Source organism: Azospirillum sp. (genome assembly GCF_035628975.1).
In the GTDB taxonomy this organism is placed as follows: Bacteria; Pseudomonadota; Alphaproteobacteria; order Azospirillales; family Azospirillaceae; genus Azospirillum.
In genome coordinates this window covers 1-15,176 of the sequence record NZ_DASPIS010000022.1, presented here as the reverse complement: position 1 = coordinate 15,176, position 15,176 = coordinate 1, and the positions used below count along the sequence as shown (strand labels likewise).

General features: G+C 67.7%; 17 protein-coding genes and 1 pseudogene. 9 read left to right on the top strand and 9 right to left on the bottom strand.

Annotated elements, in window-relative coordinates; all coding sequences use genetic code 11:
* Positions 1-241: 241 nt before the first annotated feature.
* The 5 genes from VD964_RS04285 to VD964_RS04265 all read left to right on the top strand — a co-directional run bounded on the left by VD964_RS04285 (position 242) and on the right by VD964_RS04265 (position 5,522).
* Positions 242-1,819 (top strand): ABC transporter ATP-binding protein, encoded by a 1,578-nt coding sequence (locus VD964_RS04285; protein WP_324865917.1) that lies wholly within the window; start codon positions 242-244, stop codon positions 1,817-1,819.
* Positions 1,820-1,846: 27 nt separating this feature from the next.
* Positions 1,847-2,923: an ABC transporter permease gene (locus VD964_RS04280; RefSeq protein ID WP_324865915.1), complete on the top strand. Its 1,077-nt coding sequence runs from the start codon at positions 1,847-1,849 to the stop codon at positions 2,921-2,923.
* A complete protein-coding gene (locus VD964_RS04275) occupies positions 2,920-3,849 on the top strand; it encodes an ABC transporter permease (RefSeq protein ID WP_324865913.1) in 930 nt (309 codons plus the stop codon). Before VD964_RS04280 ends, VD964_RS04275 begins: the two co-directional genes overlap by 4 nt.
* Positions 3,850-3,928: 79 nt before the next feature.
* Positions 3,929-5,005 (top strand): BMP family ABC transporter substrate-binding protein, encoded by a 1,077-nt coding sequence (locus tag VD964_RS04270; RefSeq protein WP_324866113.1) that lies wholly within the window; start codon positions 3,929-3,931, stop codon positions 5,003-5,005.
* A gap of 76 nt (positions 5,006-5,081) precedes the next feature.
* Positions 5,082-5,522, top strand: coding sequence for a DUF29 domain-containing protein (locus VD964_RS04265; protein WP_324865911.1), 441 nt, complete (start codon positions 5,082-5,084; stop codon positions 5,520-5,522).
* Positions 5,523-5,542: 20 nt separating this feature from the next.
* Here VD964_RS04265 and VD964_RS04260 read toward each other — a convergent pair whose 3' ends face one another.
* Complete coding sequence (locus VD964_RS04260; protein WP_324865909.1) at positions 5,543-6,013, bottom strand: hypothetical protein; 471 nt, start codon at positions 6,011-6,013, stop codon at positions 5,543-5,545.
* A gap of 131 nt (positions 6,014-6,144) precedes the next feature.
* Between VD964_RS04260 and VD964_RS04255 the strand changes: the two genes are divergently transcribed.
* Together VD964_RS04255 and VD964_RS04250 are read left to right on the top strand one after the other, a co-directional pair.
* Positions 6,145-6,843: a phosphatidylserine decarboxylase gene (locus tag VD964_RS04255; RefSeq protein WP_414637092.1), complete on the top strand. Its 699-nt coding sequence runs from the start codon at positions 6,145-6,147 to the stop codon at positions 6,841-6,843.
* Positions 6,840-7,763, top strand: coding sequence for a phosphatidylcholine/phosphatidylserine synthase (locus VD964_RS04250; protein WP_324865905.1), 924 nt, complete (start codon positions 6,840-6,842; stop codon positions 7,761-7,763). Before VD964_RS04255 ends, VD964_RS04250 begins: the two co-directional genes overlap by 4 nt.
* Positions 7,764-7,794: 31 nt before the next feature.
* Here the strand turns inward: VD964_RS04250 and VD964_RS04245 are convergent, their stop codons facing one another.
* The gene (locus tag VD964_RS04245) at positions 7,795-8,130 is read right to left on the bottom strand and encodes a hypothetical protein (RefSeq protein WP_324865903.1); all 336 of its coding nucleotides are present in this window, start codon (positions 8,128-8,130) and stop codon (positions 7,795-7,797) included.
* Between the two features lie 324 nt (positions 8,131-8,454).
* Here VD964_RS04245 and VD964_RS04240 point away from each other — a divergent pair, with 324 nt between their 5' ends.
* Positions 8,455-8,610, top strand: coding sequence for a DUF3309 family protein (locus VD964_RS04240; protein ID WP_082860756.1), 156 nt, complete (start codon positions 8,455-8,457; stop codon positions 8,608-8,610).
* Positions 8,611-8,629: 19 nt separating this feature from the next.
* On the opposite strand, the gene VD964_RS04235 is transcribed toward VD964_RS04240, so the two are convergent.
* Entirely contained in the window at positions 8,630-8,875 is a 246-nt protein-coding gene (locus tag VD964_RS04235; protein ID WP_324865897.1) for a hypothetical protein, read from the bottom strand.
* A gap of 160 nt (positions 8,876-9,035) precedes the next feature.
* Here VD964_RS04235 and VD964_RS04230 point away from each other — a divergent pair, with 160 nt between their 5' ends.
* A complete protein-coding gene (locus VD964_RS04230; protein WP_324865895.1) occupies positions 9,036-9,518 on the top strand; it encodes a CYTH domain-containing protein in 483 nt (160 codons plus the stop codon).
* 93 nt (positions 9,519-9,611) lie between these two features.
* Here VD964_RS04230 and VD964_RS04225 read toward each other — a convergent pair whose 3' ends face one another.
* From VD964_RS04225 to queF, 6 genes and pseudogenes are all read right to left on the bottom strand, one after another.
* A complete protein-coding gene (locus tag VD964_RS04225) occupies positions 9,612-12,029 on the bottom strand; it encodes a methyl-accepting chemotaxis protein (RefSeq protein WP_324865892.1) in 2,418 nt (805 codons plus the stop codon).
* A gap of 119 nt (positions 12,030-12,148) precedes the next feature.
* Entirely contained in the window at positions 12,149-12,490 is a 342-nt protein-coding gene (locus tag VD964_RS04220; protein WP_324866111.1) for a sterol carrier protein domain-containing protein, read from the bottom strand.
* Between the two features lie 447 nt (positions 12,491-12,937).
* Positions 12,938-13,282 (bottom strand): annotated as a pseudogene (locus VD964_RS04215) (GNAT family N-acetyltransferase); the annotation flags it as partial.
* A 58-nt stretch (positions 13,283-13,340) separates the two neighbouring features.
* The gene (locus tag VD964_RS04210; RefSeq protein WP_324865890.1) at positions 13,341-13,646 is read right to left on the bottom strand and encodes a hypothetical protein; all 306 of its coding nucleotides are present in this window, start codon (positions 13,644-13,646) and stop codon (positions 13,341-13,343) included.
* A gap of 84 nt (positions 13,647-13,730) precedes the next feature.
* Complete coding sequence (gene queG / locus VD964_RS04205; protein WP_324865888.1) at positions 13,731-14,819, bottom strand: tRNA epoxyqueuosine(34) reductase QueG; 1,089 nt, start codon at positions 14,817-14,819, stop codon at positions 13,731-13,733.
* Positions 14,806-15,176, bottom strand: a 371-nt coding sequence (gene queF / locus VD964_RS04200; RefSeq protein ID WP_324865886.1) for a preQ(1) synthase, incomplete at its 5' end; no start/stop codon positions are given. The genes queF and queG, both read right to left, overlap by 14 nt.

The window sequence follows — 15,176 nt, the reverse complement described above, 5'->3', positions numbered from 1 at the left end:
CTGGAGTGTTGGTCCGAACGGGCCGGCTGGCAAGGGTCTGCCGCATCGCAACAGCCCCCCGGGCGAAAGGCTGGGTTGCCGCCACGGACTGTGGCATGATGACCAAAGCGGCAAATGCATTGCGTATAGGCAGAGGATCGGCTGTTGACGGCCGGTGGTGCCACCGGATTACTCTGTTGGTAGCGGTGGCACGGCTTTGGCATTGCCATACAGGTTTGACCTTATTCCGGATTTCCCCTCCTTGCCTTCGCACGCCGAGACTTTTCCCCCGGACGCTTCGCCGCCCCGCCTGGAGCTGCGCGGCATCACCAAGCGATTCCCCGGATGCCTCGCCAACGACCATGTCGACCTCGTCCTCCAGCCGGGCGAGATCCATGCGCTGCTGGGTGAGAACGGCGCCGGCAAGTCCACCCTGGTCAAGATGATCTACGGGGTGTTGCACCCCGACTCCGGAACCATGCTGTGGCAGGGGGTGGAGACCAATGTCCCGGATCCGGCCGGCGCCCGGCGGCTGGGCATCGGCATGGTGTTCCAGCATTTCTCGCTGTTCGACACGCTGACGGTGACGGAGAACATCGCGCTCGGCCTGGACGATGCCGGCCGGATGGACGAGCTGGCCGACCGCATCCGCAGCGTGTCCGAACGCTATGGCCTCGCGCTCGACCCGGAACGCCATGTCTTCCACCTTTCGGTGGGCGAGCGGCAGCGGGTGGAGATCGTGCGCTGCCTGCTGCAGGACCCGAAGCTGCTGATCATGGACGAGCCGACCTCGGTCCTGACGCCGCAGGAGGCCGCCAAGCTGTTCGAGACGCTGCGCGTCCTGGCGGCGGAGGGCTGCACCATCCTCTACATCTCGCACAAGCTGGAGGAGATCCGCGCGCTGTGCAGCCGCGCGACCGTCCTGCGGGCCGGCAAGGTGGTGGGCGCCACCGACCCGCGGCAGGAGACCGCGCGCAGCCTCGCCGAGATGATGATGGGGGCGGAGCTGTCTACGCCCGAACGGCCGCCGCAGGGTGCCGCCGGGGCCGCGCGCCTGTCGGTGCGCCACCTGTCCACCACCTCCGACAACCCCTTCGCCACCAATCTGAAGGATGTCAGCTTCGAGGTGCGGGCAGGCGAGATCCTGGGCATCGCCGGCGTCGCCGGCAACGGTCAGGCGGAACTGATGGCCGCGCTCAGCGGCGAGATGCTGATCGCCGACGCCGATGCCGTGGTGATCGAAGGCACGTCGGCCGGCCATCTCGGGCCGCGGGCCCGCCGCGCGCTGGGTCTCGCCTTCGTGCCGGAGGAGCGTCTGGGCCGCGGCGCCGTCCCGGAACTGAGCCTGTCGGAGAACGCGCTGCTGTCGGGCTATGCCCGTGAACCGCTGGTGCGCGGCGGCATGGTCCATTTCGGCCGGGCGCGGGCCTATGCCGAGACGATCATCCGCGGCTTCAACGTGGTCGCCCACGGCCACCGGGCGGAAGCGCGGTCGCTGTCGGGCGGCAACCTGCAGAAATTCATCATCGGCCGCGAGATCCTGCAGAAGCCGAAGCTTCTGGTCGTCGGCCAGCCGACCTGGGGCGTCGATGCCGGTGCCGCGGCGGCGATCCACAAGGCGTTGATCGGGCTGGCGCGCTCCGGTGCCGCGGTTCTGGTGATCAGCCAGGACCTGGACGAGCTGTTCGTGCTGAGCGACCGGATTTCCGTGCTGTTCCACGGCCGCCTGTCCGACAGCCGGCCGACGCACGAGACGACGGTGGAACGCATCGGCCTGCTGATGGGCGGCCTGTTCGGCACGCCGCCGGACGAAGACGGGGAGATCACGCGTGCGGTCTGATGGTTTCGTGATTGCCGGAGACGCCGCATGAGCTTTATCCGTCTTGAGCCGCGCGGGCAGGCGTCGAAGACAATGGTCTACGTCACGCCGCTGCTGGCGGTGGCGCTGACCCTGCTCAGCGGCTTCATCCTGTTCCTGGCGATGGGATTCGACCCCGTCAGGGCGCTCCATGCCTTTTTCATTGCTCCGTTGACCTCGGTGCGCGGGCTGGGCGAATTGGTGGTGAAGGCGACCCCGCTGGTGCTGTGCGCCGTCGGCCTCGCCATCGGCTTTCGCGCCAATGTCTGGAACATCGGTGCCGAAGGGCAGCTGACGCTGGGCGCCATCACCGGCGGCGGGCTGGCGCTGGCCTTCTACGGCGAGGGCGGCTGGTGGCTGCTGCCGCTGATGGTGATCGGCGGTGCGGTCGGCGGTGCGGTCTGGGCAGCGGTGCCTGCCTTCCTGCGGCTGCGATTCAACGCCAGCGAGATCCTGACCAGCCTGATGCTGAATTACGTGGCGCTGCTGCTGCTCAACTATCTGGTCCACGGCCCCTACCGCGACCCCGACGGCTTCGCCTTCCCGGAGTCGCGCCTGTTCGAGGCCGACGCCGTTCTGCCGATCCTGTGGACGGGCACCCGCGTCCATCTGGGCGCGCTGTTCGCTCTGTTCGCGGTGGCGGGCGGCTGGCTGCTGATCGCGCGGACCTTCATCGGCTTCCAGATCAAGGTGATCGGCCTGACCCCGGCCGCCGCCGGCTATGCCGGTTTCGACCAGAAGCGCATCGTCTGGCTGGCCCTGCTGCTGTCGGGCGCCCTGGCCGGCATCGCCGGCATGGGCGAGGTCGCCGGGCCGATCGGGCAGGTCACGGCCAGCATTTCGCCGGGCTACGGCTATACCGCCATCATCGTCGCCTTCCTTGGCCGGCTGCATCCGGTCGGCATCCTGCTGGCGGCGCTGCTGATGGCGCTGTCCTTCATCGGCGGCGAAGCGGCGCAGATCGCCATGGGCCTGCCCAAGGCCATCACCGGAGTGTTCCAGGGCATGCTTCTGTTCTTCCTGCTGGCGAGCGACGTGCTGATCCGCTACCGGGTCCGCTTCGGGGCGCGGAGGGCGGTGGCATGAGCGACTTTGCCCTGATCGGCCCGATCCTGGCCGCGATGTTCGCGGCCGCCACGCCGCTGCTGTTCGCCGCGCTGGGCGAACTGGTGGTCGAGAAGTCCGGCGTCCTCAACCTGGGCGTGGAAGGCATGATGCTGGTGGGCGCCGTCTGCGGCTTCGCCGTGACGATCCAGACCGGCAGCGCCGTCACCGGATTCCTGGTCGCGGCGCTGGCCGGTGCCGCCACCGCCTCGCTGTTCGCCGTGCTGACCCTGTTCCTGCTGGCCAACCAGGTGGCGACCGGCCTTGCGCTCACCCTGTTCGGCGTCGGTCTGTCGGCGCTGATCGGGCAGGGCTTCGTCGGCATCCCGCTGGAAGGCCTGCCCAAGCTGTACATCCCCGGCCTGACCGACCTGCCGGTGGTGGGGCAGGCGCTGTTCGGCCAGGACATGATGGTCTATCTGGCGGTCGCCGCGGTACCGCTGGTCCACCTGTTCCTGTACCGCACCCGCGCCGGGCTGGTCCTGCGCGCGGTGGGGGAGAACCACACGGCCGCCCACGCCCTGGGCTACAAGGTGCTGCGCATCCGCTTCCTCGCCGTGCTGTTCGGCGGCGCCATGGCGGGGCTGGGCGGCGCCTTCCTGTCGATGGACTACACGCCGATGTGGGCGGAGAACATGACGTCGGGCCGCGGCTGGATCGCGCTGGCGCTGGTGGTCTTCGCCACCTGGAAACCGGTGCGCGCCATGCTGGGCGCCTGGCTGTTCGGCGGCGTCACCATCCTGCAACTGCACGTTCAGGGGCTGGGGATCGACGTGCCCTCGCAGCTCTTGTCGATGCTGCCTTATCTGGCTACCGTCCTGGTCCTGGTGCTGATTTCGCGGGACGTCGCCCGCATCCGCCTGAACGCGCCGGCCTGTCTGGGAAAACTGTTTCATCCCGATGCTTGACGCGTCGTTTTGAAATCGAAACAAAGCCCATATCACAGAGATATCAAGAACAAGGAGCTTCGACGTGAACAGAAGGACGATGGGCAAGGCGGTGCTGGGTCTGGCCGGCGCCGCGATCGCGCTGAGCGTGGGCATGGGCTCCGCCCTGGCGCAGGACAAGCTGAAGGTCGGCTTCGTCTATGTCGGCCCGGTCAGCGACCACGGCTACAGCTACCAGCACGACCAGGGCCGTCTGGCCGTGGAGAAGGCGCTGGGCGACAAGGTCACCACCACCTTCGTCGAGAATGTGCCGGAAGGCGCCGACGCCGAGCGTGTGGTCGAGCAGCTGGCCGCCAGCGGCCACAAGCTGATCTTCACCACCTCCTTCGGCTTCATGAACCCGACGCTGAAGGTGGCCAAGCGCTATCCCGACGTGAAGTTCGAGCACGCCACCGGCTACAAGCGCGCCGAGAATGTCGCGACCTACTCCGGCCGCTTCTATGAAGGCCGCACCGTCGTCGGCGCCATCGCCGGCAAGATGACCAAGTCGAACATCATCGGCTACATCGGCTCCTACCCGATTCCCGAGGTGGTCGGCGGCATCAACGCCTTCACGATTGCGCTGCGCGAGCAGAACCCGAAGGCCGAGGTCCGCGTCGTCTGGGTCAACAGCTGGTACGATCCCGGCAAGGAAGCCGAGGCGGCCAAGGCGCTGATCGACCAGGGTGCCGACGTCATCGTCCAGCACACCGACAGCCCGGCCCCGATCCAGACCGCGCAGGAGCGTGGGCTGTGGTCGGTCGGCCAGTCGTCCGACATGACCCGATTCGGTCCGAAGTCGCACCTGACCGCGATCGTCGAGGACTGGAACGGCTATTATGTCCAGCGCGTCAAGGCGGTGCTGGACGGCAGCTGGAAGCCGATCGACACCTGGGGCGGCATCAACACCGGCATGGTCGAGCTGGCCCCCTACAACCCGGCCATCCCGGCCGACGTCGTGAAGATGGCCGATCAGCTCAAGGCCGACATCGTGTCGGGCAAGCGCCACTCCTTCCAGGGTCCGGTCAAGGACCAGGCCGGCAAGGTGGTGATCCCCGAGGGCAAGACCGCCACCGACGAGCAGATCCTGAAGATGGACTGGTACGTCGAGGGCGTGCAGGGCAAGGTTCCGAAGTAAGCAGCGTACGGCGCGGCGAACCGGTGGTGAAAGCCTCCTGTCCGTCGCGCCCTTCGGCGATGTGGGGAGGTGGGCGATGGACGGAAGCAGCCTCTACGACAGCGATTTCTACGCCTGGGCGAACGAACAGGCCGCCCTTCTGCGGGCCGGCAAGCTCGACGCGGCGGACATCGAGCACATCGCCGAGGAGATCGAAAGCATGGGCAAGACCGAGAAGCGCGAGTTGATCAGCCGGCTGCGCGTGCTCTTGCACCACCTGCTGAAGTGGGCGCATCAGCCGGCCCGGCGCGGCAATTCCTGGCGTCTATCGGTCGCCAACAGCCGCGACGAGATCGAAACGCATCTGCGCGACAATCCAAGCCTTAAATCGAAGCTCGACGAGTCGATTGCCGACTCGTACCGGTTGGCGCGGCGCGATGCCGCTGCCGAAACCGGCTTCGACGAAGCGGTGTTTCCGGTTCAATGCCCGTGGAGCTTCGCCCAGCTTATGGATGATGCGTTCTGGCCGGAGGGCTGAAGGCGTCCAGCCGCCCCGCTTTACAGGTACTCGCCCAGAAGCCGCAGGAACGGACGCGCTTCCTGCAGGACCAGCGTCGTCTGGTGGAACAAATCCTCGGGCGAGGCGTGGTGTTCCAGCCTGATTTCCGAGAACAGGATGATCTTCTGCCCGCCCTGGACAATGAAGCGGACATGGGGCAGCCCCTCGATCCCGCGCAGCACCGCCAGCAGGGAGCGGCGGCGTTCCGGCGCCTGGGCGGTGTAGGGCACATGGCCGACATCGGCCCAAATCTGGCAGATCGACCCGCCGCCTTCCTCTTCGCTCTCATGCCGGACGGCGACGTTGAAGGGCAGGCCGTCGGCCATGAAGGTCAGCTTGCAGGGGCGCGGCGGCCTGGCGATGCCCAGCACGCCTTCCGGCGTCATCTCGATGGAGCCGGGGCTGATCGGCAGGGCGCCGTCGGGCACCTCGGCCAGCGATTGAATGGTCTTCAGATCGGGAACGGACAAGGCGGTACGCTCGGCTTCTGGGGCGATTGAGACGACAGCATGGGCTCCGCCAGCTAAAATTCTGTAAAGGCCCGGAACGCGCGTCTAGAATGGCTGTTCGCTGTGGTCTGAAAATACGAAGAAAGCAGGCGATGTCCGCCATCGATACCGTCGTCGTCCCCATCCATCGTGCCGGCTGGCCCTTCATCGCCGGCTTCGCCGTGGTCTCCCTGGTTCTCGGTCTCGCCGTCTGGGCGCCGCTCGGCTGGATCGGGCTGGTCCTCACGCTCTGGTGCGCCTACTTCTTCCGCGATCCGGACCGTGTGACGCCGACCCGGCCCGGCCTGCTGGTCAGCCCGGCCGACGGGCGCGTCACCATGATCGTCCAGGCCGTGCCGCCGAAGGAACTGGGCATGGGCGACAAGCCCCTGACCCGGATCAGCGTGTTCCTCAACGTCTTCAACGTCCACGTCAACCGCGTGCCGGCCGACGGCACCATCGTGGCGGCCGAATACCACAAGGGCACCTTCGTCAACGCCGCGCTCGACAAGGCCAGCGACGAGAACGAGCGGATGGCCTTCCGCCACCGCCTGCCCGACGGGCGCGAGATCGCCTATGTCCAGATCGCCGGTCTGGTGGCGCGCCGCATCCTGTGGTGGGTCAAGGCCGGGCAGGAGGTGAAGGCGGGTGAGCGATTCGGCCTGATCCGGTTCGGCAGCCGCACCGACATCTATCTGCCGGACGGAGTCGCCCCGCTGGTCTGCGTCGGCCAGACCGCCATCGGCGGCGAGACGATCCTGGCCGACCTGGACGGGACGGAAGTGCAACGGCAGGGGGATGTGCGTCGATGAAACGACCGCCCGTCTTCCGCCAGCAGATTTTCCGCCCGCACCGCGCGCGCCGTCCCGGCCGGCCGCATCCGCGGCTGAAGGGGCTGTCGATCAACCACCTGCTGCCGAACGTGCTGACGGTGCTGGCGCTCTGCTCCGGCCTGACCGCGATCCGATTCGCCATGCAGGAGCGGTGGGAGCCGGCGGTCATCGCCATCGTCATCGCCGCCATCCTGGATGCGCTGGACGGCCGGATCGCCCGCCTGCTGAACGGCCAGAGCAAGTTCGGCGAGGAGTTGGACAGCCTGTCCGACGCCATCAGCTTCGGCGTCGCGCCCGCCTTCATGATGTATCTGTGGGGGCTGAACGGCGCGGGAAGCCTGGGCTGGATCGCCTCCATGGCCTATGCCGTGTGCTGCGCGCTGCGTCTCGCGCGATTCAATTCGCGACTCGGTGTGGTCGATCTGCCGCCCTGGGCCTACAACTACTTCACCGGGGTTCCGGCTCCGGCCGGCGCCGGTCTCGTCCTGCTGCCGATGATCCTGGGGTTCGAGATCGGGCCGCAATTCCTCGGCCATCCGGCGGTGATCGTGCCCTGGACCCTGCTGATCGGTGGTTTGATGGTCAGCACCCTGCCGACATTCTCCTTCAAGGGCGCCCGTGTGCCGGCCCAATGGGTGGTGCCGGCGCTGGCCGGTGTCGGGCTGCTGGCCGCCATGCTGGTCAGCCAGCCCTGGTGGACGCTGTCCATCGTCGGGCTGGCCTATCTGTCGATGCTGCCCTTCTCCGTCCTCCAGTTCCGCAAGCTGCAGAGTGCCGCGGAACTGATGCGCACGGAGATCGCGGAACCGGGGCTGGATGCTGGGGACGAAGTCTCTTCCGGGGCGCAGCCGTCTGACGACATCGCAGCGTCCGGAGAGGAACCGCGGAAGCCGGTCTGACCGGCCTTCCGCCTGCTGCGTTCCGCCGCCGCTATTCCGCCGCCACCAGTTCCGCGGCGGACGCGGTGGCGGCAAGTTCCGCAACGATGACCCGCGCCACCATCGGGATCTGTCCCAGGCAACGGCCGATATGGTCGGTCTCCGCCTGGGGCAGATCACCCACCTCCATGGCGATGGCGAGCGTATCGTCGGTCAGGCGGCTGTGCAGGGCCAGCGGGACCAGCCCGCGCTTTGCAACGAATTCCAGAACGCGGGGCAGGGTGCCGGGATCGGCATCGGCGACCAGGGAAAAGGCGACCCGGCGACCGGGCGCGGTGGCGCGCGCATCCGACGCGGATGCAGCGGTGGTCTTCACGGTTTGGGACATGGCGTAATCAGGCTTTCAGACGGTTCTGCGGAATGGACGAGCGAAATCCCCGGCTCTCAAAGGAGAACCGGGCCGCTAATTCGCAGAATGCCGTCGAAGCGATGCATGATCATGGGACCAGCCTAAGCTGCCGCCGCCGCCCCGTCAACAGGGGCCGACCAGCCGGAAGTCCGCAGGCGTCGCGTTCGGGGAGCGCCGGAGGAGCCGAATCCCCCCTTGGTGGTGGCGAAATGTCACGTTCGAGCCGGACAGGAACAAAGTCCAGGGATACCCGTTCCGTTTCCGCTTGTCCGTCACGAATGCTCCACCAGAAGGGAGAAGGCCATGCTCGGCACGATTCTGCTCATCATCTTGATTCTGTTGCTTCTCGGTGCCGTCCCGGCCTGGCCGCACAGCCGCGGCTGGGGCTATGGTCCCAGCGGCATCCTCGGCGTGCTGCTGATCGTCCTGATCGTCCTGCTGCTGATGGGCCGGATCTGATCCACGGCCCGTCGGCAGTCTATCTGTCTGATGCACGGCGGGGCCGGCGGAGGGCGAACATCAGCCACCCGACCGGCCCCAGCATCAGCACCATCACCAGCCAGCCGGCGCGCGGTCCGAATGGGCAGCGTGATCCGGCAGGCGGGCGCCATCCGCCACCGCGGCGCGACAGCGCCACATGGAGCAGCGGCAGCCCATAAAAGGCGAACAGGACCAGCCAGGGAATGGCGGCCCAGAGACCGTTGGCGGAAGATTCGGCGTTCATCGCTCCAGGATAGCACCGAGGACGGAGTGTTTGCGACTGATCGTCACGGCATAGTACAGCCGCATGCGGTCTCGGTTGCGCCGCACACAGGGCAGCGAGGTTGAAGGCGGGCACGACTTTCGGCTAGGGTCGTCGGCGAACTCGTCCGAAGGGCCCGGTCATGGCACTGGAAATCGAGCGACGATTCCTGGTCCGCAAGGACGTCCGGCATCTCTGCCGGGACGGTGTGCGAATCGTCCAGGGATATCTGCCGTCCGACGGCATCAGCACGGTCCGCGTCCGTATCGCCGATAACCGCGCGACACTCACCATCAAATCCTTGAAGCAGGGGGCCTGCCGCGAGGAGGTGGAACATCCCCTATCGCTGGATTTCGCCCGCCGCCTGATGCTCTACGGTTGCGAGGGGCGGGTGATCGACAAGACGCGCTACCGTCACCGCCAGGATGGCCTGTGCTGGGAAATCGACGTCTTCCACGGTGAGAACACCGGCCTGATCATCGCGGAAGTCGAACTGGAAGACCCCGACCAGACCGTTCCGCTGCCCGACTGGATCGGGGCGGAGGTCACCACGCTGCGGGCCTACGGCAACTCGTCCCTATCCCGCGCACCCATCCAACGCTGGTCGTCGCCGGCGGCCGCTTAGCGGACACGATCCGCTGCAGGTGCCGGCCCCCCTCGCCACCGAAGGGACGGGAGGAACCGGCGCAACCGCAGCAAGCCGGATTACCGGAAACAGCTACGCCGTCCGCACCTTGTCGAGGAAGCCCTGCACCTCGCCGCGCAGGCGGTCGGCCTGGGCGGTCAGGGTGCGGCTGGCATTCAGGACCGCATCGGCGGCGCCGCCGGTCTTGGTGGCGGCGGTGGTCACCTCGGCGATGTTGCGCATCACCTGCTGGGTGCCTTCCGCGGCTTGCTGAACATTCTGGGCGATCTCGCGGGTGGCGCTGCCCTGCTGCTCCATCTCGTGGGCGATGTCGGTGACGGTTCCGCTGATGGCCGTCACCGCGTCGGAGATGGTGCGGATGGCCGCCACGGCGCTGGAGGTGGCGGTCTGCATTTCCGCGACCTGGGCCGAGATCTCCTCCGTCGCCTTGGCGGTCTGGCCGGCGAGGTTCTTCACCTCCGTCGCCACCACGGCGAAGCCCTTGCCGGCCTCGCCGGCGCGGGCCGCTTCGATGGTGGCGTTGAGCGCGAGCAGGTTTGTCTGCTCGGCGATCTCGCCGATCAACCCGACGACCTGACCGATCCGCTCGGCGGCGAGCGACAGGCCTTCGACGATGCTGTTGGTCTGCACCGCCTTGTCGGCGGCGCCGGAGGCGGTGGCGGAACTGGCGTTCAGCTGGCGCGAGATTTCGGCGATGGAGGCGGACAGCTCCTCCGCCGCCGCGGCGACGGTCTGGACATTCGCGGTCGCCTGTTGCGAGGCGGTGGCGACGGCGGTGGACTTGGCGGTGGTCAGCGCCGCATCGGACGACATCTCCTGCGCGTCGCGACCCAGCGACCCTGCCGACTCGGTCAGCGACATCACCACGCCGGACACCGCCTGCTCGAAGCCGTTGGCGAACTCGTTCATGGTGCGGCGCCGGTCGGCGTCGATCTGGATGCGCATCTCCTCGCGCTCGCGTTCCATCCGCTGCATCTCCAGGGCATTGTCCTTGAAGATGGTCATGGCGTCGGCCATGTGGCGCATCTCGTCCTTGCGGTCGCCGCCGGGGATTTCGACCGTCAGATCGCCTTCGGCCAGCCGGCCCATGGCGCCGGTCATGGCATGCAGCGGGTGGGTGATCGCACGGTCGATGATCCAGGCCATCAGCGCGCCCAGCAGCAGGGCCACCGCCGCACCGATGGCGATCACCATGCCGGCGCTGGCGCGGCCGGCCTCGCGATCCTCACGTTGGAGGGTGACCAGCCGGCCGACCTGTCCGCTGACCGCGGAGGAGGCCTGGGCCATGGCGGCCGACGCCTCGTGCTGCTTGGCGGCGGCGGCCGATAGCGCTGCGAATTCCGAGTCGAAGGCGCGGGCGGCGTCGGTGATGGCGGCGATCAGTGCGCGCCCTTCCTGGTCGACCAGCACGGCTCCGGCCTGTCCGGCGATGTCGAGGATCTCCTTGACCGCCGCGGCGACCGCGGCCTTCGCGCCTGTGGATGCATCCGACGCGCCGGACAGGAGGAAATCACGCTGGCCCAGCATCGCGGACTGGGCACCCTGCACCAGGCGCATCGCCAGACCGCGCAGCATCACCGCCTCGTTCACTTCGCTCTGGGCGTATTTGGAGGCTTCGCGCAGCGCTTCGGTCACGATGGCTTGGTTCTGCTGAAGCTCCACGGCGCGTTCCTGCACGCCGCGTGCGGCCTCGTCCAGCCCGGCGGCGACCCCGGGATCGGCCAGCGCCGCGGCTCCCCTGCTGCGCAAGGCCTGCACCGTGCCGTGATAGGCACGGGTGTCGTCGGCGATCCGCGCGGCCAGCGTCTCGTCGTTGGTGCCGACAAGGTCCTTGGCGACGGTGTCGGTGGTCTGCACAAGCTCGTCCAGCGCCTCCCCGATCTGGGCGGCCAGCGCCTCCTCGGGGTTGCGCCGCAGATCGCTCTGCCGGCGGCGGACCTCCAGAACCCGTTCGATCACGCGGTTGGCCCGCTCGGCGGTGTCCATGGCATGGCGCAGTTCGGCGTCGGCGTCGCGCTTGCTGGCCATGTTCAGGTCATAGCGCTCCGACTGCTGCTTGCCGATCTTCTCGGCGATCTCGCGCAGGGCGCGCGCGCGAGTCTCCATGCTGGCCGTGCGGGCGTGCGCCTCTGCGTCCTGGGTGACGAAATTGGTGAAGGCGGCGCGGTAGCCGTCGATGCCCGAACGCACCTCGTCCAGCAGGCGCCGGCCTTCCCCTTCGGCGAGCGCGGCGCGGGTCTCCTGCGCTTCGGCCTGCAGGGCGTCCAGCATGCCGGGAACATTGGCCGCGGCCTTTGCGTCGCGTTCGGTCACGAAGCGCGCCTCTTCCAGCCGCACCGATTTCAGCCGCGTGTCGAGGTCGGCGGTGTGGGCCGCCAGATCGACTCGCTCGGCATAGGTGCTGAGGCTGTTCCAGCCGACGAACGCCACGCCAACCGTCAGAAGCAGCACGGTGGCGAAGCCAAGCGCGATCCGCGTTCCGATCGTCATGAATGGTGGACTCCCCGCTCGCGTCGCCCTTCCGGAGACGCTTTTCTCCCGATCATTGTCCGATTGAACCACAGGTCGGTTAACGTCCGGTTTGATTCAGGTCAGGAAACTGCCTTATTTCAGAAGCGGTCGGGCATCCACGGTGCCGCGCCGCAAAATATGCGCTGCAGCCGGTCGATCATCTTTTCTTCACCATGAAGCAAACCCGCCCGCCACAATGCGCGAGCGCTTGCGTGTCCGGTGAACAGACTGGCGAAGGTGCCAATCTCCATCCTGGCCGGCGCCTCGACAACTTGCTCGATTTGGGAGATATTCCCCCTGGAGCGGGCAACCTCAAGATGGTATCGCCCGCAATTGCCGAAGATTAAAGAATCTCTTATCTCGAAAGTAGCCGATTCGGTGAGACCCGCCGGATAGCCGCGTTTCTCCAACGCCGCCGCAACGTCCAACGGGCGGACCATCCACTCTTCCTGTCCGTCCAGCCGCAAGCCGTCACCGGCCAGGAGCGCCAGGGGGTCGTTGGGACCGCCGGACCATGTTACCCGGTCCACCTGGGCGCGGAAGCCTGCGAGCAGGCCCATTGCCCCGCCCAGCGTTGCGCCTGAGGGTAGGCAGTGGTCGGCGACCGCAAGCCGCCGATCCCGCGGCGGCATTATGGCGATGTATCCGTCATCGTCTCGGAAGAGGTCGGCCGGATCGCCGTCCGGACAAAGGGCAAGCGTCCACAGCGCCTCCGTCCGTTCCGGCAACCCGTTCCCGTCGGCCAGCAATGGGCGGCGGAGCAGGGCCAGCGGCGCGGCGTCGAGCGGATCCGTCGGCCGGAGGACTGCTGCGCCGGAGACTGGCGCGGCGAAGGCGGTGGGCGGTGCGCTCCACTGGCAGGTGACGCCGCCGCACCCGTAGCCGAGCCCGCGATAGAAAGGCAGCGTGGCGGGGCAGAGGACCGAGAGTACCGCTCCGGCGGCACGCGCCTCCATCAGCAGCGCGCGCATCATTGCCTTGCCGTGGCCGGCGCCGCGCAGGGCGGGATCGACCGCCACCATGGCGACCGCCTGTACCGGAACCGGGCTTCCGCCGAACCACTGGTCCATCATCCAGTGCGCGGCGCAGGCCACCGGGGTGGTGCCGGTGCCCTGCGGACGTCTCAGCACCCGGATGGTGTCGGGGCCGAAAAGAGCCGCATAGCGGTCGAACAGGTCGCGCGACAGCCCGAAGCCGAGCCGGGCCAGCCGGGCGACTGCGCTCAGTTCGTCGGCATGCGCCGGACCATAGTCGGGCTCTGGCGAGGGGAGGGAAACGGCTGGCCTCCGCTCATTCGGCGGCTGGCGGAACCGCGGCGACGCGGGTCGGGATCAGCGCGGCGAGGATGCGCGACTGTTCGTCCAGACGGCCTTCCATCCGGCTGATGCGTTCGCCCTGATTGTGGGTGGTGATCTGCAGGTCTTTGAGGCGGTGGTTCATGTCGTCCAGGCGCTGGTCGACTCCATCGGCCCGCTGCTCCAAGCGGTCGAGACGCTGCTCCACCCGGTCGAGACGTTGCTCAACCCGATCGAACTTGCCGTCGAAGTGGGTCTTCAGATCCAGAAGCGCACTCAGAACTTCCGCATTGTTGGACATGCATGCCTCCGCAGGAATGATAGCGCAACAGCGCCGGCGGCGACAAGGTAAGCGGAAGCCATCGTCGCGCAGAAGAAATGTCATTCAAGCGTGTGTATTTGCCGCAGCGCTCAACCGTGCCGCTGCCCATCCGGCCGCCTCGCGCACCACGTCGCTCGCATCCTCGCACAGAGCCGCCGCTACAGGCTTCAGCGACGGATCGCCGCTGTTCCCGATGGCGACCAGCACGTTGCGGACGAAGCGGTCGCGGCCGATGCGCTTGATGGGCGAGCCGCTGAACACCTGCCGGAAGCCGGCATCGTCCAGTTGGGCCAAGTCGGCCAGCCGGGGGGCTGTCAGTTCGGCCCGCGGCAGGAAGGCCGGCTCGGCCGTCGCGTGGGCGAACTTGTTCCAGGGGCAGGCGGCAAGGCAATCGTCGCAGCCATAGATGCGGTTGCCCATCAGCGGCTTGAGCTCGTCGGGGATCGGTCCCTTGTGCTCGATGGTCAGGTAGCTGATGCAGCGCCGGGCGTCGATCTGGTAAGGCGCCGGAAAGGCGGCGGTCGGACAGGCGGTCTGACAACGGTCGCAGGAACCGCAGCGGTCGCGCGCCGGCGGGTCGGGCGGCAGGTCCAGCGTCGTGTAGATCTCGCCCAGGAACAGCCAGGAGCCATGGTCGCGCGACACCAGATTGGTGTGCTTGCCCTGCCAGCCCAACCCGGCCTGCGCCGCCAGCGGCTTTTCCATCACCGGCGCGGTGTCGACGAACACCTTCACCCCGGCCTTGGTCTGGTGAGCCAGCCATTGGGCCAGAGTCTTCAGCCGCCCCTTGATCAGGTCGTGGTAATCGCGGTTGCGGGCATAGACGGAAACGATGCCGCGGTCGGGATGCTCCGCCAGCCGGCGCGGGTCGTCGTGGGGGGCGTAACTGGTGCCCAGCGCAATGACGGTGCGTGCCTCGTCCCACAGGGATTGGGGATGGCTGCGCTGGTCGCTGCGCTCGGCCATCCAGCCCATGTCGCCGTGCCGGCCCTCCGCCACGAATTGGGCAAGGCGCTCGCGCGCTTCCGGTCCCAGCGCGGCGGGGGCGAACCCCACCGCGTCGAAACCGACCGCCAGCGCGCGGTTGCGGATGGCCTCCCGCAGCCGCGCCGGGTCGGCGGACGCCAGCGGAGCGGGCTTAGCCGCGGCCACGGTAGGTCGGGACGTCCTGCGACGGGATCCAGACGCCCTTCGGCGGCTCGCCCGTCTGGAAGAAGACGTCGATGGGAATGCCGCCGCGCGGATACCAATAGCCGCCGATCCGCAGCCAGAGTGGCTTCATCTCGGCAACCAATCGTTCGGCGATGCCGACCGTCACATCCTCGTGGAAGCCGCAATGGTTGCGGAAGGCGCCGAGGAACAGCTTCAGCGACTTGGATTCGATCAGCCAGTCGGCCGGCGCATAGTCGATCACCAGGTGGGCGAAGTCGGGCTGGCCGGTGATCGGGCACAGGGAGGTGAACTCCGGCGCGGCGAACCGAGCCAGATAGAGGCTGTCGGGGTGGGGGT